21 protein-coding genes are annotated in these 23,185 nt (G+C 65.8%); 16 read left to right on the plus strand and 5 right to left on the minus strand.

What is annotated here, in order from left to right; translation table 11 throughout:
• Window positions 1-54: 54 nt before the first annotated feature.
• The 9 genes from ABFC67_RS02495 (at window position 55) to ABFC67_RS02535 (ending at window position 9,890) form a co-directional block, all read left to right on the plus strand.
• Window positions 55-411 carry a hypothetical protein gene (locus ABFC67_RS02495; RefSeq protein ID WP_346736457.1) on the plus strand — a complete coding sequence of 119 codons (357 nt, stop codon included), beginning with the start codon at window positions 55-57 and terminating at the stop codon, window positions 409-411.
• A 434-nt stretch (window positions 412-845) separates the two neighbouring features.
• A complete protein-coding gene (gene kdpF / locus ABFC67_RS02500; RefSeq protein WP_346736458.1) occupies window positions 846-938 on the plus strand; it encodes a K(+)-transporting ATPase subunit F in 93 nt (30 codons plus the stop codon).
• Window positions 935-2,737 carry a potassium-transporting ATPase subunit KdpA gene (gene kdpA, locus ABFC67_RS02505; protein WP_346736459.1) on the plus strand — a complete coding sequence of 601 codons (1,803 nt, stop codon included), beginning with the start codon at window positions 935-937 and terminating at the stop codon, window positions 2,735-2,737. Before kdpF ends, kdpA begins: the two co-directional genes overlap by 4 nt.
• A gap of 20 nt (window positions 2,738-2,757) precedes the next feature.
• Window positions 2,758-4,830: a potassium-transporting ATPase subunit KdpB gene (kdpB, locus tag ABFC67_RS02510; protein ID WP_346736460.1), complete on the plus strand. Its 2,073-nt coding sequence runs from the start codon at window positions 2,758-2,760 to the stop codon at window positions 4,828-4,830.
• 9 nt (window positions 4,831-4,839) lie between these two features.
• Complete coding sequence (locus ABFC67_RS02515; protein WP_346736461.1) at window positions 4,840-5,052, plus strand: hypothetical protein; 213 nt, start codon at window positions 4,840-4,842, stop codon at window positions 5,050-5,052.
• A gap of 50 nt (window positions 5,053-5,102) precedes the next feature.
• Window positions 5,103-5,915 (plus strand): TorF family putative porin, encoded by an 813-nt coding sequence (locus ABFC67_RS02520; RefSeq protein WP_346736462.1) that lies wholly within the window; start codon window positions 5,103-5,105, stop codon window positions 5,913-5,915.
• A gap of 13 nt (window positions 5,916-5,928) precedes the next feature.
• On the plus strand, window positions 5,929-6,507 hold the full coding sequence (gene kdpC / locus ABFC67_RS02525) for a potassium-transporting ATPase subunit KdpC (RefSeq protein WP_346736463.1): 579 nt from the start codon (window positions 5,929-5,931) through the stop codon (window positions 6,505-6,507).
• A gap of 9 nt (window positions 6,508-6,516) precedes the next feature.
• On the plus strand, window positions 6,517-9,174 hold the full coding sequence (locus ABFC67_RS02530; RefSeq protein WP_346736464.1) for a sensor histidine kinase KdpD: 2,658 nt from the start codon (window positions 6,517-6,519) through the stop codon (window positions 9,172-9,174).
• Window positions 9,171-9,890, plus strand: a complete 720-nt coding sequence (locus ABFC67_RS02535) for a response regulator transcription factor (protein WP_346736465.1) — start codon at window positions 9,171-9,173, stop codon at window positions 9,888-9,890. The genes ABFC67_RS02530 and ABFC67_RS02535 overlap by 4 nt, the downstream gene beginning before the upstream one ends.
• A gap of 130 nt (window positions 9,891-10,020) precedes the next feature.
• Here the strand turns inward: ABFC67_RS02535 and ABFC67_RS02540 are convergent, their stop codons facing one another.
• From ABFC67_RS02540 to ABFC67_RS02555, 4 genes are all read right to left on the minus strand, one after another.
• A complete protein-coding gene (locus ABFC67_RS02540) occupies window positions 10,021-12,240 on the minus strand; it encodes a DEAD/DEAH box helicase (protein ID WP_346736466.1) in 2,220 nt (739 codons plus the stop codon).
• Window positions 12,240-13,538: an ATP-binding protein gene (locus ABFC67_RS02545; RefSeq protein WP_346736467.1), complete on the minus strand. Its 1,299-nt coding sequence runs from the start codon at window positions 13,536-13,538 to the stop codon at window positions 12,240-12,242. The genes ABFC67_RS02540 and ABFC67_RS02545 overlap by 1 nt, the downstream gene beginning before the upstream one ends.
• Window positions 13,535-16,033 carry a TerB N-terminal domain-containing protein gene (locus tag ABFC67_RS02550; protein ID WP_346736468.1) on the minus strand — a complete coding sequence of 833 codons (2,499 nt, stop codon included), beginning with the start codon at window positions 16,031-16,033 and terminating at the stop codon, window positions 13,535-13,537. Before ABFC67_RS02550 ends, ABFC67_RS02545 begins: the two co-directional genes overlap by 4 nt.
• A gap of 90 nt (window positions 16,034-16,123) precedes the next feature.
• On the minus strand, window positions 16,124-16,369 hold the full coding sequence (locus tag ABFC67_RS02555) for an integrase core domain-containing protein (protein WP_346736469.1): 246 nt from the start codon (window positions 16,367-16,369) through the stop codon (window positions 16,124-16,126).
• Window positions 16,370-16,509: 140 nt separating this feature from the next.
• Here ABFC67_RS02555 and ABFC67_RS02560 point away from each other — a divergent pair, with 140 nt between their 5' ends.
• On the plus strand, window positions 16,510-16,986 hold the full coding sequence (locus ABFC67_RS02560; RefSeq protein ID WP_346736470.1) for a cyclin-dependent kinase inhibitor 3 family protein: 477 nt from the start codon (window positions 16,510-16,512) through the stop codon (window positions 16,984-16,986).
• Window positions 16,987-17,180: 194 nt separating this feature from the next.
• Window positions 17,181-17,606: a VC1465 family Xer recombination activation factor gene (locus ABFC67_RS02565; protein ID WP_346736471.1), complete on the plus strand. Its 426-nt coding sequence runs from the start codon at window positions 17,181-17,183 to the stop codon at window positions 17,604-17,606.
• On the opposite strand, the gene ABFC67_RS02570 is transcribed toward ABFC67_RS02565, so the two are convergent.
• Complete coding sequence (locus tag ABFC67_RS02570; RefSeq protein WP_346736472.1) at window positions 17,570-17,827, minus strand: 2-hydroxyacyl-CoA dehydratase; 258 nt, start codon at window positions 17,825-17,827, stop codon at window positions 17,570-17,572. The two genes, ABFC67_RS02565 and ABFC67_RS02570, sit on opposite strands and share 37 nt — an antisense overlap.
• 184 nt (window positions 17,828-18,011) lie before the next feature.
• On the opposite strand from ABFC67_RS02570, the gene acsA reads away from it, so the two are divergent.
• Genes acsA through ABFC67_RS02595 form a run of 5 tightly spaced genes read left to right on the plus strand, consistent with a single transcriptional unit; the run spans window position 18,012 to window position 23,173 of the window.
• Window positions 18,012-19,724: an acetate--CoA ligase gene (gene acsA / locus ABFC67_RS02575; RefSeq protein ID WP_346736473.1), complete on the plus strand. Its 1,713-nt coding sequence runs from the start codon at window positions 18,012-18,014 to the stop codon at window positions 19,722-19,724.
• Complete coding sequence (gene pdhA / locus ABFC67_RS02580) at window positions 19,721-20,737, plus strand: pyruvate dehydrogenase (acetyl-transferring) E1 component subunit alpha (protein WP_346736474.1); 1,017 nt, start codon at window positions 19,721-19,723, stop codon at window positions 20,735-20,737. Before acsA ends, pdhA begins: the two co-directional genes overlap by 4 nt.
• Complete coding sequence (locus ABFC67_RS02585) at window positions 20,734-21,723, plus strand: alpha-ketoacid dehydrogenase subunit beta (protein WP_346736475.1); 990 nt, start codon at window positions 20,734-20,736, stop codon at window positions 21,721-21,723. Before pdhA ends, ABFC67_RS02585 begins: the two co-directional genes overlap by 4 nt.
• Complete coding sequence (locus ABFC67_RS02590; protein ID WP_346736476.1) at window positions 21,720-22,928, plus strand: dihydrolipoamide acetyltransferase family protein; 1,209 nt, start codon at window positions 21,720-21,722, stop codon at window positions 22,926-22,928. The genes ABFC67_RS02585 and ABFC67_RS02590 overlap by 4 nt, the downstream gene beginning before the upstream one ends.
• Entirely contained in the window at window positions 22,925-23,173 is a 249-nt protein-coding gene (locus tag ABFC67_RS02595) for an acyl carrier protein (RefSeq protein ID WP_346736477.1), read from the plus strand. The genes ABFC67_RS02590 and ABFC67_RS02595 overlap by 4 nt, the downstream gene beginning before the upstream one ends.
• The last annotated feature ends 12 nt before the right edge of the window (window positions 23,174-23,185 follow it).

Below are 23,185 nucleotides of genomic sequence, written 5' to 3' on the forward strand. Positions count from 1 at the left end.
GTGATACAAATCACAGTTCAGGGGGTCTCCATGTTGCGGGCCAGCGAGTTGGCCGTGGGCCTGCTGTTCGGCCTCGGCTGCAGTTTCGCAGTGGTTGCCTACGTGCAGCAGGGCCAGGCGGCCGGCGATCCGGCGCCGAAGCCGGCCGCCGCGGGTTCGGCCGTTCCGTACCGACCGCTGGCCACGCATCCCGCAACCCAGCCCGAACCCGTGCCCGGTGTCGCCGAACCGCCGCTGCACATCGGGCCCGCGGCGGATCGACGCGGCTCCTACTTCCGCGACCTGATCGAACGCCACCACAAAGGCGAAATCCGATGCGTCGCCGGCAAGTTGTACTGGATCCACAAAGAGGGCGGGGTCACGGTGATCGAACCGTATCCGCCCGATCCCGCCGACTGCCACGCGTCCTGAGATCATCGGGTGCGCTCAGGCTCCAAGGAAACGCCTTCACGACCTGGCTGACACCCGCGCTTGTCGACGCACTGGTGCGATCGGTAGCGTGATCGATATTGAGCGTATTTCGATCTGCGGCGCGCGCGAGGGGAGGCCAGCCCAGCGGGGGGGGGGGGGACGTCGCCGCTACTCAAAGCGGGGGGGCGTCGGCACCCAAGTGGAAATCTGAGCCGGAGAAATTTTACGGCATAGATACGCGTCAGCAGGCCGATTTTTGTGCCTTTTTTATACGCAAGTTCCTAGAGTGCGCTCCTCCAGATGCGGAGGACCGCGCATGGACATTGCCTACCTTCTAATCGCGCTCGCCCTTGTCGTGACGACCGCGGGCTTTCTGCGGCTCTGCGACCGGCTGGCTCCCCGCTGAGCGCCGTCCCGACCACAGGACCTTCCTGATGAACCTGACGTACGCCCTGGCCACCGCCATTGCGGTGGCGCTGGTCGGCTACCTATGTGTAGCCCTCCTGAAACCGGAGTGGTTCGAATGACTGCGAGCGACTACCTCCAGGTTGGTTTGTTCCTGGCTGTGCTTCTTTTGTTGGTGAGGCCGCTAGGTGCCTACATGGCGCTTGTTTTCGCCGACGAGCCCAACCGCGTCACCCGGATGGGTTCGTGGGTGGAGCGGGGCATCTACCGTCTGTGCGGCGCCGATCCAGCCCAGGACATGAGCTGGAAGCGCTACGCGCTGAGCATGCTGGTGTTCAACGTGCTCGGGCTACTGGCTGTCTACGTGCTTCAGCGGGTACAGCAATGGCTGCCGCTGAACCCGCAGCACTTCGGCGCGGTGCCGCCCGACTCGGCAATGAACACGGCTATCAGTTTCGCCACCAATACCAATTGGCAGGGCTATGGCGGCGAGTCGACCATGAGCTACCTGACGCAAATGCTGGGCCTGGCGGTGCAGAACTTCCTTTCGGCAGCCACCGGCATTGCGGTACTGGTGGCGGTGGTGCGTGGCTTCGTGCGGCGCAGCTCCAACGGCCTGGGCAATTTCTGGGTCGATCTGGTTCGCGCGACGCTCTACGTGCTGGTGCCCTTGTCCCTGATGGTGGCGTTGTTGCTGGTGTCCCAGGGCGTGGTGCAGAACTTCCAAGCCTATGTGGACGTGCCCGTAGCGCAGACCACCAGTTACGCGGAGACGGTCAAGGATGCCGCCGGCAACGTTGAGAAGGACGCCACCGGCAAGGACCTTGCCCGTGACGTCCCGGTGACTACCCAGACGCTGCCGATGGGGCCGGCCGCTTCGCAGATCGCCATCAAGCACCTCGGCACCAACGGCGGCGGCTTCTTCAACGCCAACTCCGCACATCCCTACGAGAACCCGACGCCGCTCTCCAACTTCATCGAGATGCTGGCGATCTTCCTGATTCCCGGCGGACTGTGCGTGACGTTCGGCCGCATGGTGGGCGATCGGCGGCAAGGTTGGGCGATCCTCGCCACCATGCTGGTGATCTTCGCGCCTCTCGCGATCGGCGTCATTGCCGCGGAGCAGGCGGGGAACCCGGCGCTGCGCGATTTGGCGGTGGATGCCCATGCTTCCGCATTGCAGGCCGGCGGCAACATGGAGGGCAAGGAGACGCGCTTCGGCATCGCTTCCTCCGGCCTGTTCGCTGCGGTAACCACGGCCGCATCCTGTGGCGCGGTGAACGCGATGCATGACTCGCTGACGCCATTGGGCGGCTTGGTGCCGATGTGGCTGATGCAACTGGGCGAGGTGATCTTCGGCGGGGTCGGGTCCGGCCTGTACGGCATGCTCGCCTTCGCCGTGGTCGCGGTATTCATCGCCGGGCTGATGGTCGGGCGCACGCCCGAGTACCTCGGCAAGAAGATCGAAGCCTATGAAATGAAGATGGCCAGCCTGGCTGTGCTGCTTCCGTGCGTGCTGGTGGTCGTGGGGACCGCGATCGCGGTGATGGCCCCGGCCGGCGTGGCAGGCATTGCCAACCCCGGTGCGCATGGCTTCAGCGAGGTGCTCTACGCATTGAGCTCGGCCTCCAACAACAACGGCAGCGCCTTCGGCGGTCTATCGGCCAACACGCCGTTCTGGAACGTGCTGCTCGGCGTATGCATGTTCCTGGCGCGCTTCCCGCTGGCCATCGCGATGCTGGCAATGGCCGGCTCGCTGGCCGCCAAGCGCCATGTCCCGGCCTCGGCCGGCACGTTGCCCACCCATACGCCGCTGTTCGTGACGCTGCTCGCTTGCGTGGTGATCGTGGTCGGCGCGCTCACCTTCCTTCCCGCGCTGGCGCTCGGTCCGATCGCCGAGTACCTGATGTCGCTGCAATGAACTACCGGGATACCGCTTCCATGACGACCCATTCCCATGCCGCGCGCGGTTTCGACCGCCCCCTGCTGCTCGCGGCGGCATCGGACGCGTTCCGCAAGATGGCCCCACGCCGGCAGTTCCGCAATCCGGTGATGTTCGTGGTGTACGTGTGCAGCGTGCTCACCACGCTGCTCTGGATCCAGGCGCTCGCCGGCCACGGCGAGGCGCCCACTGGCTTCATCTTCGCCGTGACCCTGTGGCTCTGGTTCACGCTGCTGTTCGCCAACTTCGCCGAGGCCATCGCCGAAGGGCGGGGCAAGGCACAGGCGGCGGCGCTACGCAGTACGAGAAAGGATGTGGTGGCCAAGAAACTGGCGGCACCCGAGCGCGATGCATTCATCACCTACGTCCCGTCCAGCGAACTTCGTACCGGTCAGCACGTGCTGGTCGACGCGGGAGACATCATCCCGGGCGATGGCGAGGTCATCGAGGGCGCGGCCAGCGTGGACGAGAGCGCGATCACGGGGGAGTCCGCCCCGGTCATCCGAGAGTCGGGGGGCGACCGCAGCGCGGTGACCGGCGGCACGCGCGTGCTCTCCGACTGGCTGGTCGTGCGCATCACCCGCAATCCGGGCGAAAGCTTCCTGGACCGCATGATCGCCATGGTGGAAGGCGCTGCGAGGCGCAAGACCCCCAACGAAATCGCGCTGACGATCATGCTGGCGAAGTTCACGCTGATCTTCCTGCTGGCCTGCGCCACGCTGCTGCCGTACTCGATCTACAGCGTGCAGGCGACGGGCAGCGGCCAGCCGATCACGCTCACCGTGCTGACCGCCCTGCTGGTCTGCCTGATTCCCACCACCATCGGCGCGCTGCTGTCGGCGATAGGCATCGCCGGCATGGACCGGATGATCCGTGCCAACGTGATCGCGACGTCCGGCCGGGCAGTCGAAGCCGCGGGTGACGTGGATGTGCTGCTGCTCGATAAGACCGGCACCATCACGCTCGGCAACCGCCAGGCGGATGCGTTCCATCCGGCGCCCGGCGTGGACGAGCGCGCGCTCGCCGAAGCCGCGCAGCTCGCCTCGCTGGCGGACGAGACACCGGAAGGCCGCAGCATCGTGGTGTTGGCCAAGGAACGCTTCGGCCTGCGCGAGCACGACCTGGAGCAACTGCACGCCCAGTTCCTCCCGTTCTCGGCGCAGACCCGCATGAGCGGCGTGGACCTGGGCGATAAGCGCATCCGCAAGGGTGCGGTGGATGCCATCGAGCGTTACCTGGATGCCTGTGGCGGGCATCTTCCTGCGGCCTTGAAGCACACCGCCGAAGACATCGCCCGGCGCGGCGCGACTCCGCTGATGGTGGTCGATGGCCACACGCCGCTGGGTGTCATCGAACTGAAGGACGTGATCAAGGGCGGCATCAAGGAGCGTTTCGCCGAGATGCGCGCGATGGGCATCAAGACCATCATGATCACCGGCGACAACCCACTCACTGCCGCGGCGATCGCTGCCGAGGCCGGCGTGGACGATTTCCTCGCAGAGGCCACGCCGGAGACCAAGCTCAAGCTGATCCGCGACATCCAGGCCGAGAACCGCCTGGTCGCGATGTGCGGCGACGGCACCAATGACGCGCCGGCGCTGGCTCAGGCGGACGTGGCAGTGGCGATGAACAGCGGCACGCAGGCGGCCAAGGAAGCCGGCAACATGGTCGACCTGGATTCCAACCCGACCAAGCTGATCGAGGTTGTGGAGATCGGCAAGCAGATGCTGATCACCCGCGGCGCACTGACGACGTTCTCGATCGCCAACGACATCGCCAAGTACTTCGCGATCATCCCGGCCGCATTCGCCGGCACCTATCCGGCGTTGAACGCGCTCAACGTGATGCACCTGGCCACGGCGCGCAGCGCGATCCTGTCAGCGGTGATCTTCAACGCACTGATCATCGTGGTCCTCATTCCGCTCGCCCTGAAGGGCGTTGCCTACCGTGCCTTGGGTGCCGGCGCGCTGCTGCGGCGCAACCTGCTGGTCTACGGCCTGGGTGGCGTCGTCGTGCCGTTCCTCGGCATCAAGCTGATCGACATGCTGCTGGTGTTGCTCGGCCTGGCCTGATCTGAAGTCATGACCATGCAAGTTCCCAAGCTTTCTGTCTCCTTGCCCGACGCAGAACATCCCGATCTGGAACTGCGATTTTCGGCGAACGACTCGACTCGCGAAGTCGTGATCGCACTGCCTGTCCGCCGGCAAGACACGCGTAAGGCGGGGCCTGTCGCACCTGCTGCGCAGGAATCCGCCGCCGACGACTACGTGCTCGGCGGCTACGCCGGCATCTGAGATCGCCCTCATCTCTCATCCGCGAGCCAGAGTCTCGCTGGAGATCCTCTATGAAGATCCTTTCGATCGTCCTGCCGGGCGCGGCCGTCGCGCTGGCTCTCGTCGCGCCAGTTCACGCCGACGACGCGCCGTCCGCCACCGTGACCGGCAATGCCGCGCTGACGTCCGACTACATGTTTCGAGGCTTGACCCAGACCTGGGGCCAGCCGGCCATCCAGGGCGGCGCCGACCTCGCGCTCGCCAACGGCCTCGCCGCGGGTATCTGGGCGTCTTCGATCAGCGGCAACAGCTATCCGGGCGGCTCCGTGGAGCTGGACCTCTACGCCAGCTACGGCACCGCGCTCGGCCACGATTGGTCCTGGCGAGCCGGCCTCTACAGCTACGTTTACCCTGGCGCCAACCTGGACGAGGCGGGACTCCCCTCGCGTTCGCTGAATACCGGCGAGGCCAACGTCGCGCTCATCTGGAAGCAGTTCACGCTGAAATACAACTACGCGCTCACCGACTACTTCGGTGCCGATGTAGAGCAGGGTTACCGGCGCGATTCCAAGGGCACCCGCTACCTGCAGCTCGATGCAAGCTTCCCGCTCGATGACGCCTGGAGCCTGGCGCTGCATGCCGGCCACACCGATTACGCAACCGTCTTAGTCAGCCCCAATGGCGAGGGCGCGCGCAATCCGGATTACGCCGACGTCGGGGCCACCCTGAAGTATCAGTTCGCCGGCCACTGGTCGGCGAGCCTTGGCCTCACTTACGCCAACAACGAGCGCTTCTACGACCACACTGTCAGCTTCACGAACGCCAGTGACGTGCGCAACGTCGGTGGCACCCGGGCGTTCGTGATGCTGCAGGGCGCGTTCTGATCGGAGACCTCTCATGGCCAAGCTGCTTCGACAATCCCTGGTGATGCTCCTCTTGCTGACCATCGTGACCGGTGTGGTCTATCCACTGCTCGTGACGGGTGTGGCGCAGGGGCTATTTCCCGCGCAGGCCAATGGCAGCCTCGTGATGGAGCACGACAAAGCGGTGGGCTCCCGCCTGATCGGCCAATCCTTCACCGACCCCCGGTACTTCTGGGGCCGGCCGTCGGCAACCTCGCCGATGCCCTACAACGGGGCGGCCTCCGGGGGCTCCAACCAAGGGCCGACCAACCCCGCGCTCACTGCGGCGGTCAAGCAACGCATCGAGGCGCTTCGTGCCGCCGACCCCGGCAATACCGCGCCTGTGCCGGTCGACCTGGTGACCGCTTCAGGGAGCGGTCTGGACCCGCACATCAGCCCCGCGGCGGCGCAGTACCAGGTCGCTCGTGTGGCACGGGTGCGCGGTCTGCCTCAAGCGACGGTAAAGGCGCTGGTGGCGACACACACCTCGGGGCGCCAACTGGGCGTGCTGGGCGAGCCCAGGGTCAACGTGCTGGAACTCAATCTTGCGCTCGACGCCCTGCAGAAGCGCTAACGTAGCGGCATGAACGACACCCGCCAGGCGCGCGCTGACGCCCTGCTCAACACCGTGCAGGAAGAGCAGCAGCGCCGACTCAAGGTGTTTCTCGGCGCCGCGCCCGGCGTAGGCAAGACCTACGCCATGCTTTCGGCGGCTCGCGAGCTAAAGCGCCAGGGCGTGGACGTCGTGATCGGCATCGCCGAAACGCACGGCCGCGCGGAGACCGCGGCGCTGCTGGAGGGCATGGAGGTGCTGACGCGGCGGGCCGTGCGTTACCGCGACCGGGACTTTTCCGAATTCGATCTGGACGCGGCGCTGGAGCGCAAGCCCGACATACTGCTGATCGACGAACTAGCGCACACCAATCTTCCCGGCGGTCGCCATGAGCGGCGCTGGCAGGATGTGGCCGAGCTTCTGGACGCAGGCATCGAGGTCTACACGACGCTCAACGTGCAGCACCTGGAAAGCCTCAACGACCAGGTGCGGCGCATCACCGGCGTGACCGTACGCGAGACGGTACCGGACAGCCTCCTCGATCGCGCGCGCGACATCATGCTGGTGGACCTGCCGCCGCGCGAGCTGATCGCCCGACTCAAGCAGGGCAAGGTCTACGTACCCGAAACCGCGGCCGCGGCGCTGGATGCGTTCTTCTCGCCGACCAACCTCGCCGCGCTGCGCGAGCTGGCCGTGGACATGGTCGCCAGCCATGTGGAAAGCGACCTGCGCGAACACATGCTGGCGCGCGGTGGCGCCATGCCGGTACGCCGGCGCGTTCTGGCCGCGATCGACGGGCATGCGCAGAGCGAGTACCTGGTGCGCGTGGCGCGTCGCATCGCCGAGCGGAGGGGGGCGCCCTGGAGCGTCGTTTACGTGGATACGGGAGATCCGACGGACGCCGTGCGACGCGAGCGCATCGAGGCCGCGATGCGGATGGCGCGGCGTCTCGGCGGTGAGACGGTAATCCTGCGCGGTCATTCCGTGGTCGACGAGCTGCTTGCGCACGCCGAGCATGAGGGAGTCGGCCAGATCATCCTCGGAAGGACACGAGAGCGCCTTCTCGCACGTATGCTGGGACGCTCCTTGACGCAACAGCTGCTGCGACGCGGCGCACATCTGGAATTGACGATCATCGCGACACCGGTGGAGCGGGCTCGCGCCCGGCGCCGGCTGGCCCATGCGCCCGGTGCCCCGCGCGAGTACCTCTTCGCGACGGTGGCTACGCTGGTGGCCTTCGCGCTTGCCTTCATCGGCGACCGCTTTCTTTCGGCGGCCAATCTTTCATTGATCTTCCTGACAGCCGTGCTCGTAGTGGCCGTCCGCGCACGCATGCTGGTGGCCATTTACACGGCCGCGCTGTGCTTTCTGGGCTACAACTTCTTCTTTGCACCTCCGCGCTACACGCTGATGATCGCCAACGCGGACGATCTGCTCGCGGTGACCCTATTCCTGGTGGCGGCGTTGGTCTGCAGCCGACTTGCCACACGACTGGCAAGCCAGGTGCAATCCCTGCGTGCCGCTCAGGTACGCTCGCGAGCCATGCTGGCCCTTGGCCAGAAGCTCGCGGCGAGCACTGATGCGCAGGCGGTACGGCAGGTTGGCGCTGAGGCGATGGCACAGGCGCTTGGTTCGCAGGTGGCCATTCTTGCGCGTGACGCGGACATGCAGCTCCGGGTCGCAGCTTCCATGCCCTCAGGCATGACGTTGTCGCAGCAGGACCTCGGTGCGGCCGAGTGGAGTGAGCAACATGCCGAACCGGCAGGTCGCTTCACGGATACCATCAACGCGGCAAGCTGCTGGACGCTTCCATTGGGCAGCGAGGACAACCGCGTCGGCGTCGCTGCCGTGCGGTTTGGGGCGGAAGCTGTCGAGCCTGATCCGGATCGCCGAGGCCTGGCATTCGCCATGGCGCAGGACATCGGCTTCGCGCTCGAGCGCGCGCGCCTGGCCGACGAACTGCAAAGCGCGCGCGTGATCGGTGAAACCGAGCGGCTACGAAGCGCGCTGCTTTCCTCGGTGTCGCACGACCTGCGCTCGCCCCTTGCCTCGATGATCGGCGCTGCCGGTACGCTGGCCAACTACGAGGACAAGCTCGCGCGTGACGAAAGGCGGGAACTGCTCGAGGCGATCCTCGGCGAAGGCCAGCGGCTGGATCGATACATTCAGAACCTGCTGGATATGACCCGCCTGGGCCACGGCACGCTGAAGCTAAATCGCGATTGGGTGGATGCGGCAGAAATCATTGCGGCCGCGGTCGCACGCCTGCGCAAGTTGTCACCCGAACAGCGCGTCGAGGTGTCCGTACCGCAAGACACCGTACTGCTGTTCGTTCACCCGGCTTTGGTCGAACAGGCACTCTTCAACATCCTGGAAAACGCGGCCCGCTTTTCGCCTCCTGCAGCGCCCGTACGCGTTTATGCACACACGGCCGAGGACCGCTTGGTGATCGATGTGACCGACCAAGGACCTGGCATTCCCGACGAGGAGCGGACCCGCGTCTTCGACATGTTCTATTCGGTAGCACGCGGCGACCGCGCACCGCCGAGTACCGGCCTGGGGCTTGCGATCTGCCGGGGAATGATCGGTGCTCACGGCGGCAGTGTGGAGGCCTTGCCCGGTCCACGAACCGGCACCACCATCCGCGTCACATTGCCCCTCCCGGCGCCTCCGGATACGGCCCCATGAATGCGCCCCGTGTACTGATCATCGATGACGAAGTGCAGATTCGCCGTTTCCTCGATATCGGTCTGCGCGCCGAGGGCTATCAGGTCATGCAGGCCGGCACGGCGGCCGAGGGTCTCGCTCTAGCGCAAATGCGCCCGCCGGATGTGGTCATACTCGATATCGGTCTGCCCGACCGAGAGGGCCATGAGGTTCTCAGCGAGCTGCGCCAATGGAGCAAGGCGCCGATCTTGATGTTGTCCGTGCGCCAGGAGGAGAGTGAGAAGGTGCGCGCACTCGATAGCGGAGCCAACGACTACATGACCAAGCCGTTCGGCATCCAGGAACTGACGGCGCGGTTGCGAGCGCTCTTGCGTAACCGTGCCTCGGTCGCCGGAGAAGATCAGCCTCGCTACGACGATGGTCATCTGACCATAGACCTGGCGCGGCGGGAAGTTAGTTTGGATGGAAAGTCGATCTCGCTGACGCGTAAGGAGTATGCAGTCCTTGCCATGTTGCTACGTCACATTGGTCGGGTTGTGACCCAGCAACAGCTACTTCGTGAAATTTGGGGAGGGACGCACGTGGAAGACACGCACTACCTCCGGATCGTGATTGGAAAGCTACGCCTGAAGCTCAACGATGATTCCGCTGCGCCACGATGGATCAAGACCGAGTCAGGCGTGGGCTACCGCTTCCTGGATGGCACCAAGGAGTCTATGACTGCGGAAAAACAGTGAAGGCACCAGAGGAAAGGTCCTTGCCGCTTACCAACGCCTCCACGAAGGCAATTTTCGGCTGAGAGCAGACGCTGGGGCAGGGCGATAAGGGCCGGTTATCGGGGGTAGGGAAGGCCCCTTTCAATTGAGTTCAGGGGGCGCTACTGACTTGATGCGGCCGCGACTCAAGCGTCGAGCGAATCCAGTCCAGTGCTTCATCAAGATCCAGGTTGGAGCTGGCATAGCTCTGCCGCAACAGGTGCGGTGAAAGGAGTCCGTCCCATTTTTGGCGGACGAGATTACTTGCCTTTGCGAGCAGCTCGTCCACAGGTGCGGCGGGCTCCGAACCGATGTCCGCCAGCAAGTTCTCGATCTCTTCGAGGCTACGGCCAGCACGATGGATCTCGACGCCCAACCGGCCTGTGAATGCCTGCACACCGCGCGACATCAGTAGGCAGGCGATGGCCTCGTTAGCTGCGTCGCCCAGCCAAGTCAACAGGATTGCTTGGCTTCCCTGATCCAGCAGCAAACGATCAGCCAACGCCAACGTGGCGAATGCCTCACGGCCTTCTCGCAGGAAGCGTTGTGCCGTGGAGTCCAAGAAGGGTAGTGCGTCCTGTGCGACAAATATGTTGCGCATTCGCTGCCGAACGTTGGTATGCACGCGTCCGCCGCCACCATTGAATAGCGGGGGAGCGCCGCCCTTGGCGGGCGCGACATGGATCGTCTTGTGCTCTTCGTCGATGGCTTCAATGAGCCAGGTACGTCCTCCAAAGAGTATTCGCTGGCCGGGCGTCATCATTTGGGATACTGGTAGCGTTCCCAGTGCCTTGCCACCGGAAACGATGCGGAACTCCTCGTCGCTGGAGAATGCGGCGTAGAAGGAATAATGATTGACGATCTTGTCGCCAATAGGGCCATGGAGCAGCAAACCTGAGTGATCCTGCGTCAGGATCTCCTTCTGTCCCAGGGTGTGCAGCAGTTCGGCAAAGGCGTCCTTGGACACTCGCTGGAACGGACCGGCTGGGCCGCAGAGAAGACGGAACGCCTGAGTTGCCTGGAGGCCGCCATACTGGGCGATGGAAGACAGGAGTTGCTGCACAAGCGTGGAGTAGTGCGTCCCGTGGACAGCAGGCGGTTCGAACCAGTTCTCCAGCAAGAGCGAGATGACGGCTGACGTCTGCACCGTGTCCAATCGAAGCCGAGTTTCCAAATCGCTCTTCTCGTCCAAGGCGTCCTCGATGACGTAGCCGCGCAGGATGGCAGGTTCGCCGTCGCGTCGACCGGAACGACCGAGTCGTTGCCGAAGGCTTGCAACGGACGGCGGCGTGCCGATCTGCGCCACGCTCTTGACCGCACCGATATCGATGCCCAGCTCCAACGTGCTGGTGCAAATGGCGGTTGCCGCACGCTCACGCTGTTTTAGCGCCGCCTCCGTCTCGTAGCGGATCTCCTTTGACAGATTGCCGTGATGTGGCCAGAACTCGTTGGGGACTCGTGCCTGCTCACAAAGCCCGTTCAAAAGATGGGTATAGCGCTCAACCTCCCGGCGGCTGTTCGGGAAGACGAGGTTGTTGGAGCCGCGCAAGGCTTTGAACATGTGCTGGGCGATCGCAAGTGGTGCGCGCTCCGTCTCCGGATCGTTCTTGTTGCCCGTTCCGTCCGCGGCCATGGGCTCTTCAAAGCCTTTGACCAGGATTAGCAACTGGCCCCCAGTCGATGATGCATTGACCATCGCCACGGGACGGTCGGGCCGAAGGAACTGGGCCGCCAAGCCCATGTCGCCCAGCGTGGCGGAAAGACCGATGCGAGGCACCATGTGCCCCAGTGCGACTTCGATGCGGTGCATCAGCGCCTGCAGTTGCTTCCCGCGTTCGGTGCCGATGAACGCGTGAAGTTCATCGATGATGAAGAAGGTCACCTGCTTGAACAGGGCGGCAATGCTGCCGCCGCGGTTGCACAACGTGGCCTCCAAGGACTCCGGCGTGATCAAGAGCACGCCTGTCGGCTTCTGCACGAATTTCCGCTTGGCAGTTGACGTGATATCTCCGTGCCATGGCCAGACAGGCACGTCCAGGTTCTCGCAGAGGCGATCCAAGCGTCCAAACTGATCGTTGATTAGCGCTTTCAGCGGGCTGATGTAAACAATCAATCCCTCGTCTGGCTGCTTGAGCAGATGGGTCAAGGCGGGAAGGAAAGCGGCCTCGGTTTTCCCCGAGGCCGTGCTGGCAGCGACGATCACATCTTGGTTGCCTGGCAGGATCAGTGGAATGGCCTGTTCCTGCACATCGCGCAGTTCACCCCACCCCTCGGCCCACAGGTAGTGCTGGATCCGTGGATCTAGTTGTAGGAAGGCCTGGGAAGCTGCCATCAGAGTCTGAAGGAAGCCAACTCGTCTTCCGGATCCACGGCCAGATCACTCTTACCGCCCTCATCAGCTTCCACCCGGAGCTCGCCGATCAGGCTTTTCCAGTCGGTGCCGGGGTTCTGTTCCAGGATGGCCAAGAGGTTGATGAAGGAAGTGATCGTGGTACGCGGCGTACGGAAGAAGCTGTCGCCGATACGATTGGCGCAATGCTCCATGAAGCTTGCGATCGCCGGATCGGGAAGCAGGTACCGGGTGGGGTCACCGGCAGCGTATACGTGGCGGATCTTCCCCAGAAGCAGGTAGAAGTCTTCCACCGTCAAGCTTGAAAGGCGCAGCACAGGGCCCGAGAAGTCGACAAGCTCGTTGGTCGCGAAAGCGTTCTGGGCAAGCCGACTTTGGAGTGCCGAATAGCTGTAAATCCCGCGACGCGTATCCATCAGGAACTCCGGCGTGCCGCCAAGTACGAACCCGAGACCCATGGCTGTTCCCTGCAGGGAGTCGTTCAGCATGCGCAGGATCTGTTCGTAGTTAGAGCTGCGTGCTTGCGAGTTGGAAAGCTTGTAAAGGTTGACCATCTCATCCAGACACACGAACAGTCCCGCGTAACCGGCCAAGCGCACGAACCTGGCCATGAGTTTCAGCTGATCGTAGATCGATGCATCATCGACGATCGTGCGTACGCCCAGTGCCGCGCGTGCGTCGGTTCGAGTTGCGAACTCGCCTCGCAACCACCGGACGGCGTCTGACTTCCGCTGTTCGTTTCCTTCCTCGACACCACGGCAGTAGGTCGCGATGACATCGGCAAAGTCGTAACCGTTAACGAGTTCGGTCAACTGTTCCAGCTTCGACCGAATGACCTGATCGGTGGACAGGTTCTGTGCTTTCGCTTCGGACTTGGCCGTGGCGATGAACTTCTCGACCACGCCGGACAAGGCGCCACCCTCTGATTTAGTTCGCGTGGCCAAGTTGCGCATGAGCTCGGCGTACAGCGACCGTGCCTGCCCGCCAGACGCGTGCAGGCGTCGATCGGGATTGAGGTCGGCGTTGGCCACGACGAGCTTGCGCTCCATACCGATAGCGCGAATCAGGTTGAGAAAAAAGGTCTTGCCTGCACCATACTCGCCGATGACGAAGCGGAACGATGAGCCACCGTCAGCAACGCGGTCGATGTCCGCGACTAACGCTTCGATCTCCCGCCCTCGGCCGACCTGGATCAGGTGTTGGCCCGCGCGGGGCACGACGCCGGCGCGCAGAGATTGGAGAACGGCGTCGCGATCCTTGGGGCGAATGGGAGCATTCATGCTTCGATCTTCTCAAGCAGTTTGGTGTTCACTGAAACCGGATCCTCGCCTTCGAACAGTGGCTCGTCGAACGCGTCGAAAGCTGCCTCGTTGATCTGTTCCATCGCGCCGTCGAGCATCAGGTCCAAGTCAGCGGCAGCGTCCACGAGTTCGGCACGCGTCCACTCGGGCCGCGACAGCAGCAAGCGCAGCAGAGCGGCATGGTCCTCGTCCAAGCCCAACAGCGCATTGGCTCCGTCTTCAAGTTCCGGTTCCGGAGCGGCTACCGCAGGCGCGGGCGTGCTGTCGGCCTCCTCGGCAAAGATCTCCGACAGCAGCGCCGAGACTCGTACCGTGTCTTCCTGCAATGCCGCGATACGTTCGGCATCCAGGCGGAAGCCCTGCCTCTCGGCCTGAGAAGTGGACACAGGCGTGCCACCGGAAGCAGCGGCGTGGATTGCGCTGAAGACGCTCTTCGGCTCTACGCCGAGAGCTCTATAGACCTTTTCCAGGAACTTCACTTCATCGGGCGAAACGAAGCCGTCGGCCTGGGCCAGCGTCGCCATAAAGGCAGCGAGCGTCTCGCGCGCCGCGTTGGGCAAGAGCTCCAACTTCTTCTTCAGTGCCGCCAGGTTCATGGGCGATGCGGTCAACCATTGGAGATGTGCGTGCAGTCTGCGGCGCTCCGCGAGGGTAAGGTGCGTCCATCCTTCGATCTCCGCCCGCAGATGTGCGACCTCTCGATCATGGAAGACTCCGTCGGCTTGGGCTACGGCCGAGGCCAACTGCAGCGTCAATGCAGCCGTTTGATACTCGGCACGCGATCCCACGTCCGAATCCACGAGTTGTTGAGCGAACAACACGACCGTGTCCTGCTCGCCTGGCGCCTTTGCACCCGCAAGGACATGCGGCTCCATCCCAATCTCCACGCCTTCAAGCGCCCGTGCCAGGCTCCGTGCACGATCGCGATTGACCGTTTGGTTAGCACCTCCCAGCGCCGCAAGAAGTTCCTTCAGCGGCAACGACAGTCGGCCGTCGCGCATCTGTGCGGTCAATGCTCGCAACTTTGCTTGGGTGGCTGCGGGCCAGAGGGTGGCGGGCAACAGCAAAAGCCCCTCCAACACTCCGGCCGCCGCAGGATCCTTTCCGACGAGGCGACTATAAGAACCAAGCTCGTCCGTGCACTGATTCGCAACCTCCATCAGTTTCCTGATGGGGGCGGTCAAGGCCGTGACATCCGGAACATCCCCGAAGGTCATCGTGATATTCGCGCCGCGGAGCCCCGCCGAGGCGGCTTGGTAGACGAACTTGAGCTTGGTGCGGTTTTGCGGAAGCACCAGTCCAGGCCCGAGGATTTCGTGATAGCGCTGAGCGAACAGGCGCTCGAACTCGTTGGGGCAACGAGAGGCGGCGGTGCGCAGGTAGCATTGCGGGCTCGAACGGATCCACGCCAACGCGAGATGCGCGGGAAGCGGGGCGCGGTCGACGGCGGTCTGGCCGAGAGCCAGTCGAAGATACGGTGGCAGCTCATAAGTTCTCGGGAAATCCGGGACGGGCTGCTTGTAAAGCTGACTAGACTTTCCGTCCAGCTCGATGCAACTCAGAAGTTCGCCGGCGTAGCGGTTGAACGATCCGGATTTCTCGCCATAGATCGCAAGTAGTCGCCGGAGCTCGACGACTATGGCTGGCCAGTCATTTCGCGCGGCGGGGTCGTCGCGCGAGTCCACGATGACTCGACGTTCGAGTCCGTAGAAGAACAAGAACACGTATCCGATGTCGCAGTCGGGGTTCGAGCGGCCTTCCGACAACCAGTTCAGATATGCGCGTCGTTCCTCTGGGGAAGCTTCGGCATAGCTGGGCCAATACCCCATCTGACGTGCGCGGTAGTTGCCCACACGCGCCACGGGGTATTGGCCACTGATCAGGCATGGGTCGGTGCCACCAGTGAGTGCCTTCAGCCTCCCGCCGACATAAAACATGCCGCCCGGCAAGCTCACGCCGGCGACTTCGATGCTTTCTCCAGGGGGTACCCAGCGCCCATCGCCGAAGCCGCCAGGCGCCTTCGGAATGGCGTGCGAGGCGACGAGACTTTCGGACGCGGCTGACGGGGAATAGAACTTGTCTGCCTCGGCGGGAAAGTCCGTCCGACCAGGGGCAGTCCTCATGGGAATCGACGACGGCGCATGGCTGGGCATCGCCGGCCGCGACGGAGCCTGGCGCGCCGATTGAGGCGAGGGGATACCCTTGAGTTGCTGCGCAGGCCTGTGGGCAGAGCGTTGAGACTGGTCCGCAGCGATCAGCTCGGCTAGGGTGGGTTCGGGCCGGTGGGCGTCGCCACTTGGGGAAGCCTTGTGAGCACTCGCCTTCTGGCCCACATGCCTGATAGCCAAGTAAGCGACAAGGGCAATCCCGCCGATCACTCCAAGCCCAATCCAGACCTCCTTGGGCACCATGGCGACTAGCACCAGTACCCCGACGACCAGCCACAGGCCGCCCCCCGTCGAACGTTTCGCCATCTGAACCCCCCCTGTTCCTTCTGGGTCCCATACCTCACTCCAATCTGAGATCATACGCCTGAGGTGGCCCGGCTTTCTCGGACACATTAGTTAAGCACTCATGGCCTCGTCATCGACGCTGGCCGGCGTTCGGTAGGCGAGTGTTTGATGCAGCCGCTTGCGGTTGTAGAAGCCCTCGATGTAGCTGAGGATGGCCATCCCGGCCGCTTCGCGTGTGGCGAAGACCTGGCCGTGGGTGAGCTCGTTCTTCAAGGTCGAGAAGAAGCTCTCCGCACAGGCGTTGTCGTAGCAGTCGCCGTGCCCGCTCATGCTTGGCCGAAGCCCATGTGCGGCCATCAATCACCGGTAGTTCCCTGAGCTGTAGAGCAACCCCCGATCCGTGTGATGGATAAGGGTAGGGCGATTAGTCGGTGTTATCGGGGGTACGGGTTGGACAGGAGCTCACCGCTCGCAGCCAACGGAAGCGGATCAGCCGGGTGACTTCTTCGGATCGGCGGCACGCGGATATGTGCGCTGATCTCGAGGCCATCCGCCAATGGGGAGCGAACGACCTCATCACGCTCCTCGAGCCGCACGAATTCGAGGAGCTCGGCATTCTGGATTTGCCAGAACGAGCCCAGGCCCACGGCCTGGCATGGCACGGTCTCCCCATCACCGATGGGCACGCGCCCGACGACAGGTTCCTCAGCCGTTGGTCCATGCTGGCTCCCCAATGGATGGAACGCCTGCAGAGGGGCCAACGCATCGTCGTTCACTGCAAAGGCGGTCTCGGCCGGGCCGGCACGGTTGCATGCCTGTTCCTTTTGGACACGGGGAGTGCGTCGAGTGCGGACGAGGCCATTCAGCAGGTTCGTCTCGTGCGACCTGGGGCCATTGAGACGCGGGATCAGGAGGTTTTTCTCCAGGACTGGTTCCCACGCGGCAACCCGCCGGATGCAGGGGGACATGCATAGCCGATCGCTCGGACAAGAAGTCCAAAGAAATCAATAGGTGGCGCGAACATCTGCGTTTGGTCACGAACTTCTGAAGCTTGACTACTGCGCTCACCGCAGGCGCCGTATTATATTTGACATAATATGCATTATGCGAAACGAAGGATGGCCAAGCGCCTGAGGCGTCGGCTGTTGCTGCGCCCACAGGCGGCGGAATGCCCACCCCCTCCCGGAAGCGTCGGCGCCGGCGTGCGTGGCTGGTCAGCGCGGAAGGCTTCCGCGAACTGCGGCTGTCCTGCCTGCTGAGCCGGCGCACGGCGGCGGCGTTCCTCGGCGTCAGCCCGGATACGGTGCGCCGCTGGGACCGGGGACGTCAGCGCGTGCCGTGGGCCGTGGTGCGCCTGCTGCGGCTCCAGCGCCTCGGCGACCTGGGCGCGCTGGCGCCGGCATGGGACGGCTGGCGCATCGACCGCGACGCGATCTGGTCGCCGGAGGGCTTCGCCTTCCGCGTCGGCGAGGTCGGCTGGTGGGGCCTGCTGGTGGCGCAGGCCCGCGCCTTCCGGGAGCGCTACGACCGCGAGGCCCAGGGTGTCGGGCCGTGCGCTCACGACTGCGATTTCCGGCGCTTCTTTGCCGGCTGAGCCGATGCCTCGGCGATCAGTTGCTGGAGGTATTCGATGCCTTCGTTCTCCGGGAAGAACCCGACCACGTCGGCGACAGACAGGCCGTAGCGCTTACGGAGCGCGAGGAAGTCGGCCTTGGCCCTGGTGAGTCGATCCTCGCCGGTCGCCGCTGCCGCCGTGCGATCGAGAACGGCAAGTTCTTCCTGGAAGCGACGATAGGCGTCGTGCGGTACCGCCATGGGGCAATCACCGTTGGTTGGGGAGATGCGTATTTTTGCATGCTCTGGGCGGCATGCACGCCTGCGCGCGACCGCTGCCGGCCGTTGATCGGCGTCAACACGCCCGCCGGGCCATCGGCGAGGCTGGGCGCGTGCAAGGCTGGCGGGCGTCGCGATGGGAAGGTCGATCATCCACAAACGCCCCGTGGGCGATGAAGGCGCGCCGAACCTGGCGAATTACGCCGAGGCCTGCCATGCGTTCCGCTGGGATGCGGCGCGCGCGGAGCTGGCCGGCCTGCCCGGCGGCGGCATCAACATCGCCCACGAGGCGGTCGACCGGCACGTCGCGGAAGGTCGCGGCGATCGCGTCGCGTTGCGCCTGATCGCGCGCGACTGGCGGGTGCGCGACATCCGCTATGCGGAGCTCGCCACGCTCGGCAGCCGTTTTGCGCATGCGCTGGAAACGCTCGGCGTCGGCCGCGGCGAACGCGTGTTCACCCTGCTCGGCCGCGTCCCCGAACTGTACGTGGCCGCGTTGGGTACCTGGAAGCGCGGCGCGGTGCTGTGCCCGCTGTTCTCGGTGTTCGGTCCGGAGCCGATCCGCGCGCGCATGGCGATCGCCGAACCGGCCGTACTGGTGACGACCGCGCAACTGTACCGACGCAAGGTGGCGCCGATCCGCGATCAACTGCCGTACCTGCGCACGGTGATCCTGGTCGACGGCGGCGAAGGCGGCCTCGACTGGAAGACGTTGCTCGACGCGGCACCTGACCGGTACGAAACGGCGCGCACCGCCGCCGGCGACCTCGCCACCCTGCACTTCACCAGCGGCACCACCGGGCGGCCGAAGGGCGCGATGCACGTGCACGAGGCGGTGGTCGCGCACCGCATCACCGCGCGCTATGCGCTCGACCTGCACGAGGACGACCTGTTCTGGTGCACCGCCGATCCGGGCTGGGTGACCGGCACCTCCTACGGCATCGTCGGGCCGCTGTCGATCGGCTGCACGCTGATCGTGGACGAGGAAGAGTTCGACGCCGAACGCTGGTACCGCATCCTCGAAGAGCAGCGCGTGAGCGTGTGGTACACCGCGCCGACCGCGATCCGCATGCTGATGAGGGCAGGCACCGACCTGCCCGCGCGCCACGACCTCTCCGCGCTGCGCTTCATCGCCAGCGTCGGCGAGCCGCTCAATCCGGAAGCGGTGCTGTGGGGCGAACGCACGCTCGGACTGCCGATCCACGACAACTGGTGGCAGACCGAGACCGGCGGCATCATGATCGCCAACTACGCGGCGATGGACATCAAGCCCGGTTCCATGGGCCGCCCGCTGCCGGGCATCGAGGCCGCGGTCGTGCGTCGCACCGAGCGCGGCGTCGAACCGGTCGACGCGCCGGACACGCAGGGCGAACTGGCGCTGCGCCCCGGCTGGCCGGCGATGTTCCGCGGCTACCTCAAGGAAGACGCGCGTTACGCCAAGTGCTTCGTCGACGGCTGGTATCTCAGCGGCGACCTAGCCCGCCGCGATGCCGACGGTTACTACTGGTTCGTCGGCCGCGCGGACGACGTGATCAAGTCGGCCGGCCACCTGATCGGGCCGTTCGAGGTCGAGAGCGTGCTGATGGAGCACCCGGCAGTCGCCGAGGCCGGGGTGATCGGCGTGCCCGACGCGGTGGCGCTGGAAACGGTCAAGGCGTTCGTCGCGCTGAATCCCGGATTCGAGCCCAGCGAAGCGCTGCGCAGCGAGCTGCTGGCACATGCGCGCAAACGGCTGGGCCCGGCGGTGGCGCCGCGCGCGATCGACTTCCGCCCGTCCCTGCCCCGCACGCGCTCCGGCAAGATCATGCGCCGCCTGCTGAAGGCGCGCGAACTCGGCCTGCCCGAAGGCGACCTGTCCACGCTGGAGGAAAGCGCGTGACCGCGCCCGAGCCGCACAAGGTGCGGGTGACGCGCGAACACGCGCGCGAGCTGCTGCGGCAGATGATCCTGGTGCGGCGCTTCGAGGAAGCCTGCATCGAGCTGTACGGCGCGCAGAAGATCCGCGGCTTCCTGCACCTCTACATCGGCGAGGAGGCGAACGCGGTCGGGGTGATGCAGGCGCTGACGCCCGACGACGCCATCGTCGCCACCTACCGCGAGCACGGCCACGCGCTGATCCGCGGCATTCCGCCGACCGCCGTGATGGCCGAAATGTTCGGCAAGGCCACCGGCTGCAGCCGCGGCCGCGGCGGCTCGATGCACCTGTTCGACGTGTCCAGACGCTTCTACGGCGGCAATGCCATTGTCGGCGGCGGCCTGCCGCTGGCGGTCGGGCTGGCGCTGGCCGACAAGCTGCGCGGGCTCGCGCGCGTGACCTGCTGCATCTTCGGCGAAGGCGCCGCCGCCGAGGGCGAGTTCCACGAATCGCTGAACCTGGCGGCGCTGTGGAAGCTGCCGGTGCTGTTCGTCTGCGAGAACAACCGTTACGCGATGGGCACCGCGATCGAGCGCTCGGAATCGGTGCCGGACATCCGCCGCCACGCCGAGGCCTACGGCATCGTCGCCGAAGAGGTCGACGGCATGAACGTGGTCGACGTCGAGGTCGCTGCCCGCCGCGCCGCGGAAGCGGTGCGCGCAGGCGACGGCCCGCGTTTCCTGGAAAACCACACCTACCGGTTCCGCGCGCACTCGATGTTCGATCCCGACCTGTACCGCGACAAGGCCGAAGTGGAGGCATGGAAGCAGCGCGGCCCGGTGGTGCGCTTCACGCAATGGGTGCTCGACACGAACACGCTGCATCGGGCCGACATCGACGCCATCGAAACGGAAGTGGCGCAGACGATCGCGGACGCGGTCGCCTTCGCCGAGGCGTCGCCGCTGGAGCCGGTCGAGGACCTGCTGCGCGACGTCTATGCGCCCCGCCCCGCCGCGCCGGGGGCGCCCGCGTCATGAGCGCGACACGCCGCATCACCTATCGCGAGGCGGTGCGCGAAGCGCTGCGCGAGGCCCTGCTGCGCGATCCGCGCGTGTTCCTGATGGGCGAGGACGTCGGCCGCTACGGCGGCTCCTATGCGTGCTCCAGCGGGCTGCTGGCGGAATTCGGCGAGGAACGCATCCGCGACACGCCGCTCAGCGAGTCCGGCTTCGTCGGCGCCGGCATCGGCGCGGCGATCGGCGGCATGCGCCCGATCGTCGAGGTGATGACGGTCAACTTCAGCCTGCTGGCGCTGGACCAGATCGTCAACAACGCGGCCACCGTGCGGCACATGTCCGGCGGGCAAATCGCCGTGCCGGTGGTGATCCGCATGGCCACAGGCGCCGGGCGCCAGCTCGCCGCGCAGCATTCGCACAGCCTGGAATGCTGGTACGCGCACGTGCCGGGGATCCGCGCCGTGGCGCCGGCCACCGTCGCCGATGCGCGCGGCATGCTGTGGACGGCGCTGCAGGAACCGAATCCGGTGGTGATCTTCGAGCACGCCACGCTGTACAACGACGAGGGCGAAGTACCAGGCGAAGGCGAGCTGGCCGTCGACATCGACCGCGCGGCGGTGCGCCGCGCCGGCGACGACCTCAGCCTGATCACCTACGGCGGCAGCCTGAAGAAGGCGCTGGCCGCGGCGGACGCGCTGGCCGGCGAGCGCATCGGCTGCGAGGTGATCGACCTGCGCACGCTGCGGCCGCTGGACGAGGAAACGATCCTCGCCTCGGTGCGCAGGACGCATCGCGCGCTGATCGTCGACGAAGGCTGGCGCAGCGGCAGCCTCGCCGGCGAAATCGCCGCACGGATCGCCGAGGAGGCGTTCTTCGACCTCGACGCGCCGGTGCGGCGCGTGTGCAGCGCCGAGGTGCCGATCCCCTACCCGCGCCATCTCGAGGAGGCCGCCACGCCGCAGGTCGATGGCATCGTCGCCGCGGCGCGCGGCCTGGTGCGCCGATGATCGAGTTCCGCATGCCCGCGCTCGGCGCCGACATGGAGGCCGGCACGCTGGTCGAGTGGCTGAAGCGGCCGGGCGAGCGCATCGCGCGCGGCGACGCGGTCGCCGTGGTGGAGACGCAGAAAGGTGCCATCGAAATCGAGTCGTTCCAGCCGGGCGTGCTGCGCGAAATCCGCGTCGAGACCGGCGCGCGCGTTCCGGTCGGCGAGGTGCTCGCGTTGATTGACGGCGAGGCCGGGGCCGCCGCGGCAGCACCCGTCCACGCAACCGCGGAAGCGCCGGCACGCGCCATCGCCGCCGCGCCGCCGCCCCGCCCCGGCGCAGCGGCGGAGCCGGAGCCGGAACCGGTCGTACTGTCCGGCCAGCGGCGCGTACCGATATCTCCGCTCGCACGCCGTCTCGCCGAGGAGCGCGGCATCGACGTCGCGACGCTGCAACCCGGCGCGGACGGCACCATCGGCCTGGCCGAGGTCGAGGCCGCACGCGCCGCCCTCGCGCCGGCGGGCGCACCCGCGGCGCGAGCAGCCGGCGAACGCGGGCTCGACCTCGCCGCCATGCGCAGGGCGATCGCCGCTGCGATGGCGCGCTCGCACCGCGAGATACCGCACTACTTCGTCAGCTCGACGCTCGACCTCGCGCCGCTGCTCGCGTGGCTGGAGCGCACCAACGCGACGCGCGCGCCGCCTGGGCGACTGCTGTACCTGGTGCCGCTGCTCAAGGCGGTGGCGCGCGCGATGGCGTCGGCGCCGGAACTCAACGGCCACTACGAGGCGGACGTCTTCACGCCGTCCGCCGCGGTGCACATGGGCGTCGCCATCGCCATGCGCGGCGGCGGCCTGATCGCGCCCGCGATCCACGACGTCGACCGCCTCGATCTCGACACGCTGATGGCGAAGCTCGACGACCTGGTGCTGCGCGTGCGCGGCGGGCGCCTGCGCAGCTCGGAGCTGGCCGACCCGACCGTCACCGTGTCCAACCTCGGCGAGCACACCGCCGACGCCATCCTGCCGGTGATCTACCCGCCGCAGGTCGCCATCGTCGGCTGCGGCCAGATTGTGCCGCGTCCGTGGGTGAGCGACGGCGGGCTGGTGGTCCGGCCCACCATGACGATCACCGTCGGCGGCGATCACCGCGTCAGCGACGGGCGCAGCGCGGCGAAGTTCCTCGCCCGCGTCGAGGCGCTGCTGAAAACGCCGGAGGCGCTGTGAGCGCGCGCGACGCCATCGAAGTGGCGAGGACCGCGCTGCTCGCGGTCGCGCCCGACCTGGCTGGCGAGCGCATCGCCCCCGATGCGCCGTTCCGCGACCAGTTCGACTTCGACTCCATGGACTTCATGCACTTCGTGGCCGGGCTCGCCAAGGCGACCGGCATCGACATCCCCGAGCGCGACTACCCGCGGCTGCAAAGCCTGGCCGACTGCGCGCGCTATCTGCACGAGCGCGGCTGGCGCTGAAGGCCGCGTCCT

This window comes from Mizugakiibacter sp., from assembly GCF_039680435.1.
GTDB lineage: Bacteria > Pseudomonadota > Gammaproteobacteria > Xanthomonadales > Rhodanobacteraceae > Mizugakiibacter.

Bases quoted from the DNA above. Each gene is read 5' to 3' on its own strand.
- ABFC67_RS02515 (WP_346736461.1), top strand. From the start codon at position 4,840: ATGACCATGCAAGTTCCCAAGCTTTCTGTCTCCTTGCCCGACGCAGAA.
- ABFC67_RS02530 (WP_346736464.1), top strand. From the start codon at position 6,517: ATGAACGACACCCGCCAGGCGCGCGCTGACGCCCTGCTCAACACCGTG.
- ABFC67_RS02590 (WP_346736476.1), top strand. From the start codon at position 21,720: ATGATCGAGTTCCGCATGCCCGCGCTCGGCGCCGACATGGAGGCCGGC.
- ABFC67_RS02545 (WP_346736467.1), bottom strand. From the start codon at position 13,538: ATGAATGCTCCCATTCGCCCCAAGGATCGCGACGCCGTTCTCCAATCT.
- ABFC67_RS02550 (WP_346736468.1), bottom strand. From the start codon at position 16,033: ATGGCGAAACGTTCGACGGGGGGCGGCCTGTGGCTGGTCGTCGGGGTA.
- ABFC67_RS02535 (WP_346736465.1), top strand. From the start codon at position 9,171: ATGAATGCGCCCCGTGTACTGATCATCGATGACGAAGTGCAGATTCGC.
- kdpF (WP_346736458.1), top strand. From the start codon at position 846: ATGAACCTGACGTACGCCCTGGCCACCGCCATTGCGGTGGCGCTGGTC.
- kdpB (WP_346736460.1), top strand. From the start codon at position 2,758: ATGACGACCCATTCCCATGCCGCGCGCGGTTTCGACCGCCCCCTGCTG.
- ABFC67_RS02570 (WP_346736472.1), bottom strand. From the start codon at position 17,827: ATGGCGGTACCGCACGACGCCTATCGTCGCTTCCAGGAAGAACTTGCC.
- ABFC67_RS02585 (WP_346736475.1), top strand. From the start codon at position 20,734: ATGAGCGCGACACGCCGCATCACCTATCGCGAGGCGGTGCGCGAAGCG.
- ABFC67_RS02540 (WP_346736466.1), bottom strand. From the start codon at position 12,240: ATGGCAGCTTCCCAGGCCTTCCTACAACTAGATCCACGGATCCAGCAC.
- kdpC (WP_346736463.1), top strand. From the start codon at position 5,929: ATGGCCAAGCTGCTTCGACAATCCCTGGTGATGCTCCTCTTGCTGACC.
- ABFC67_RS02520 (WP_346736462.1), top strand. From the start codon at position 5,103: ATGAAGATCCTTTCGATCGTCCTGCCGGGCGCGGCCGTCGCGCTGGCT.
- ABFC67_RS02565 (WP_346736471.1), top strand. From the start codon at position 17,181: ATGCCCACCCCCTCCCGGAAGCGTCGGCGCCGGCGTGCGTGGCTGGTC.
- ABFC67_RS02555 (WP_346736469.1), bottom strand. From the start codon at position 16,369: ATGGCCGCACATGGGCTTCGGCCAAGCATGAGCGGGCACGGCGACTGC.
- kdpA (WP_346736459.1), top strand. From the start codon at position 935: ATGACTGCGAGCGACTACCTCCAGGTTGGTTTGTTCCTGGCTGTGCTT.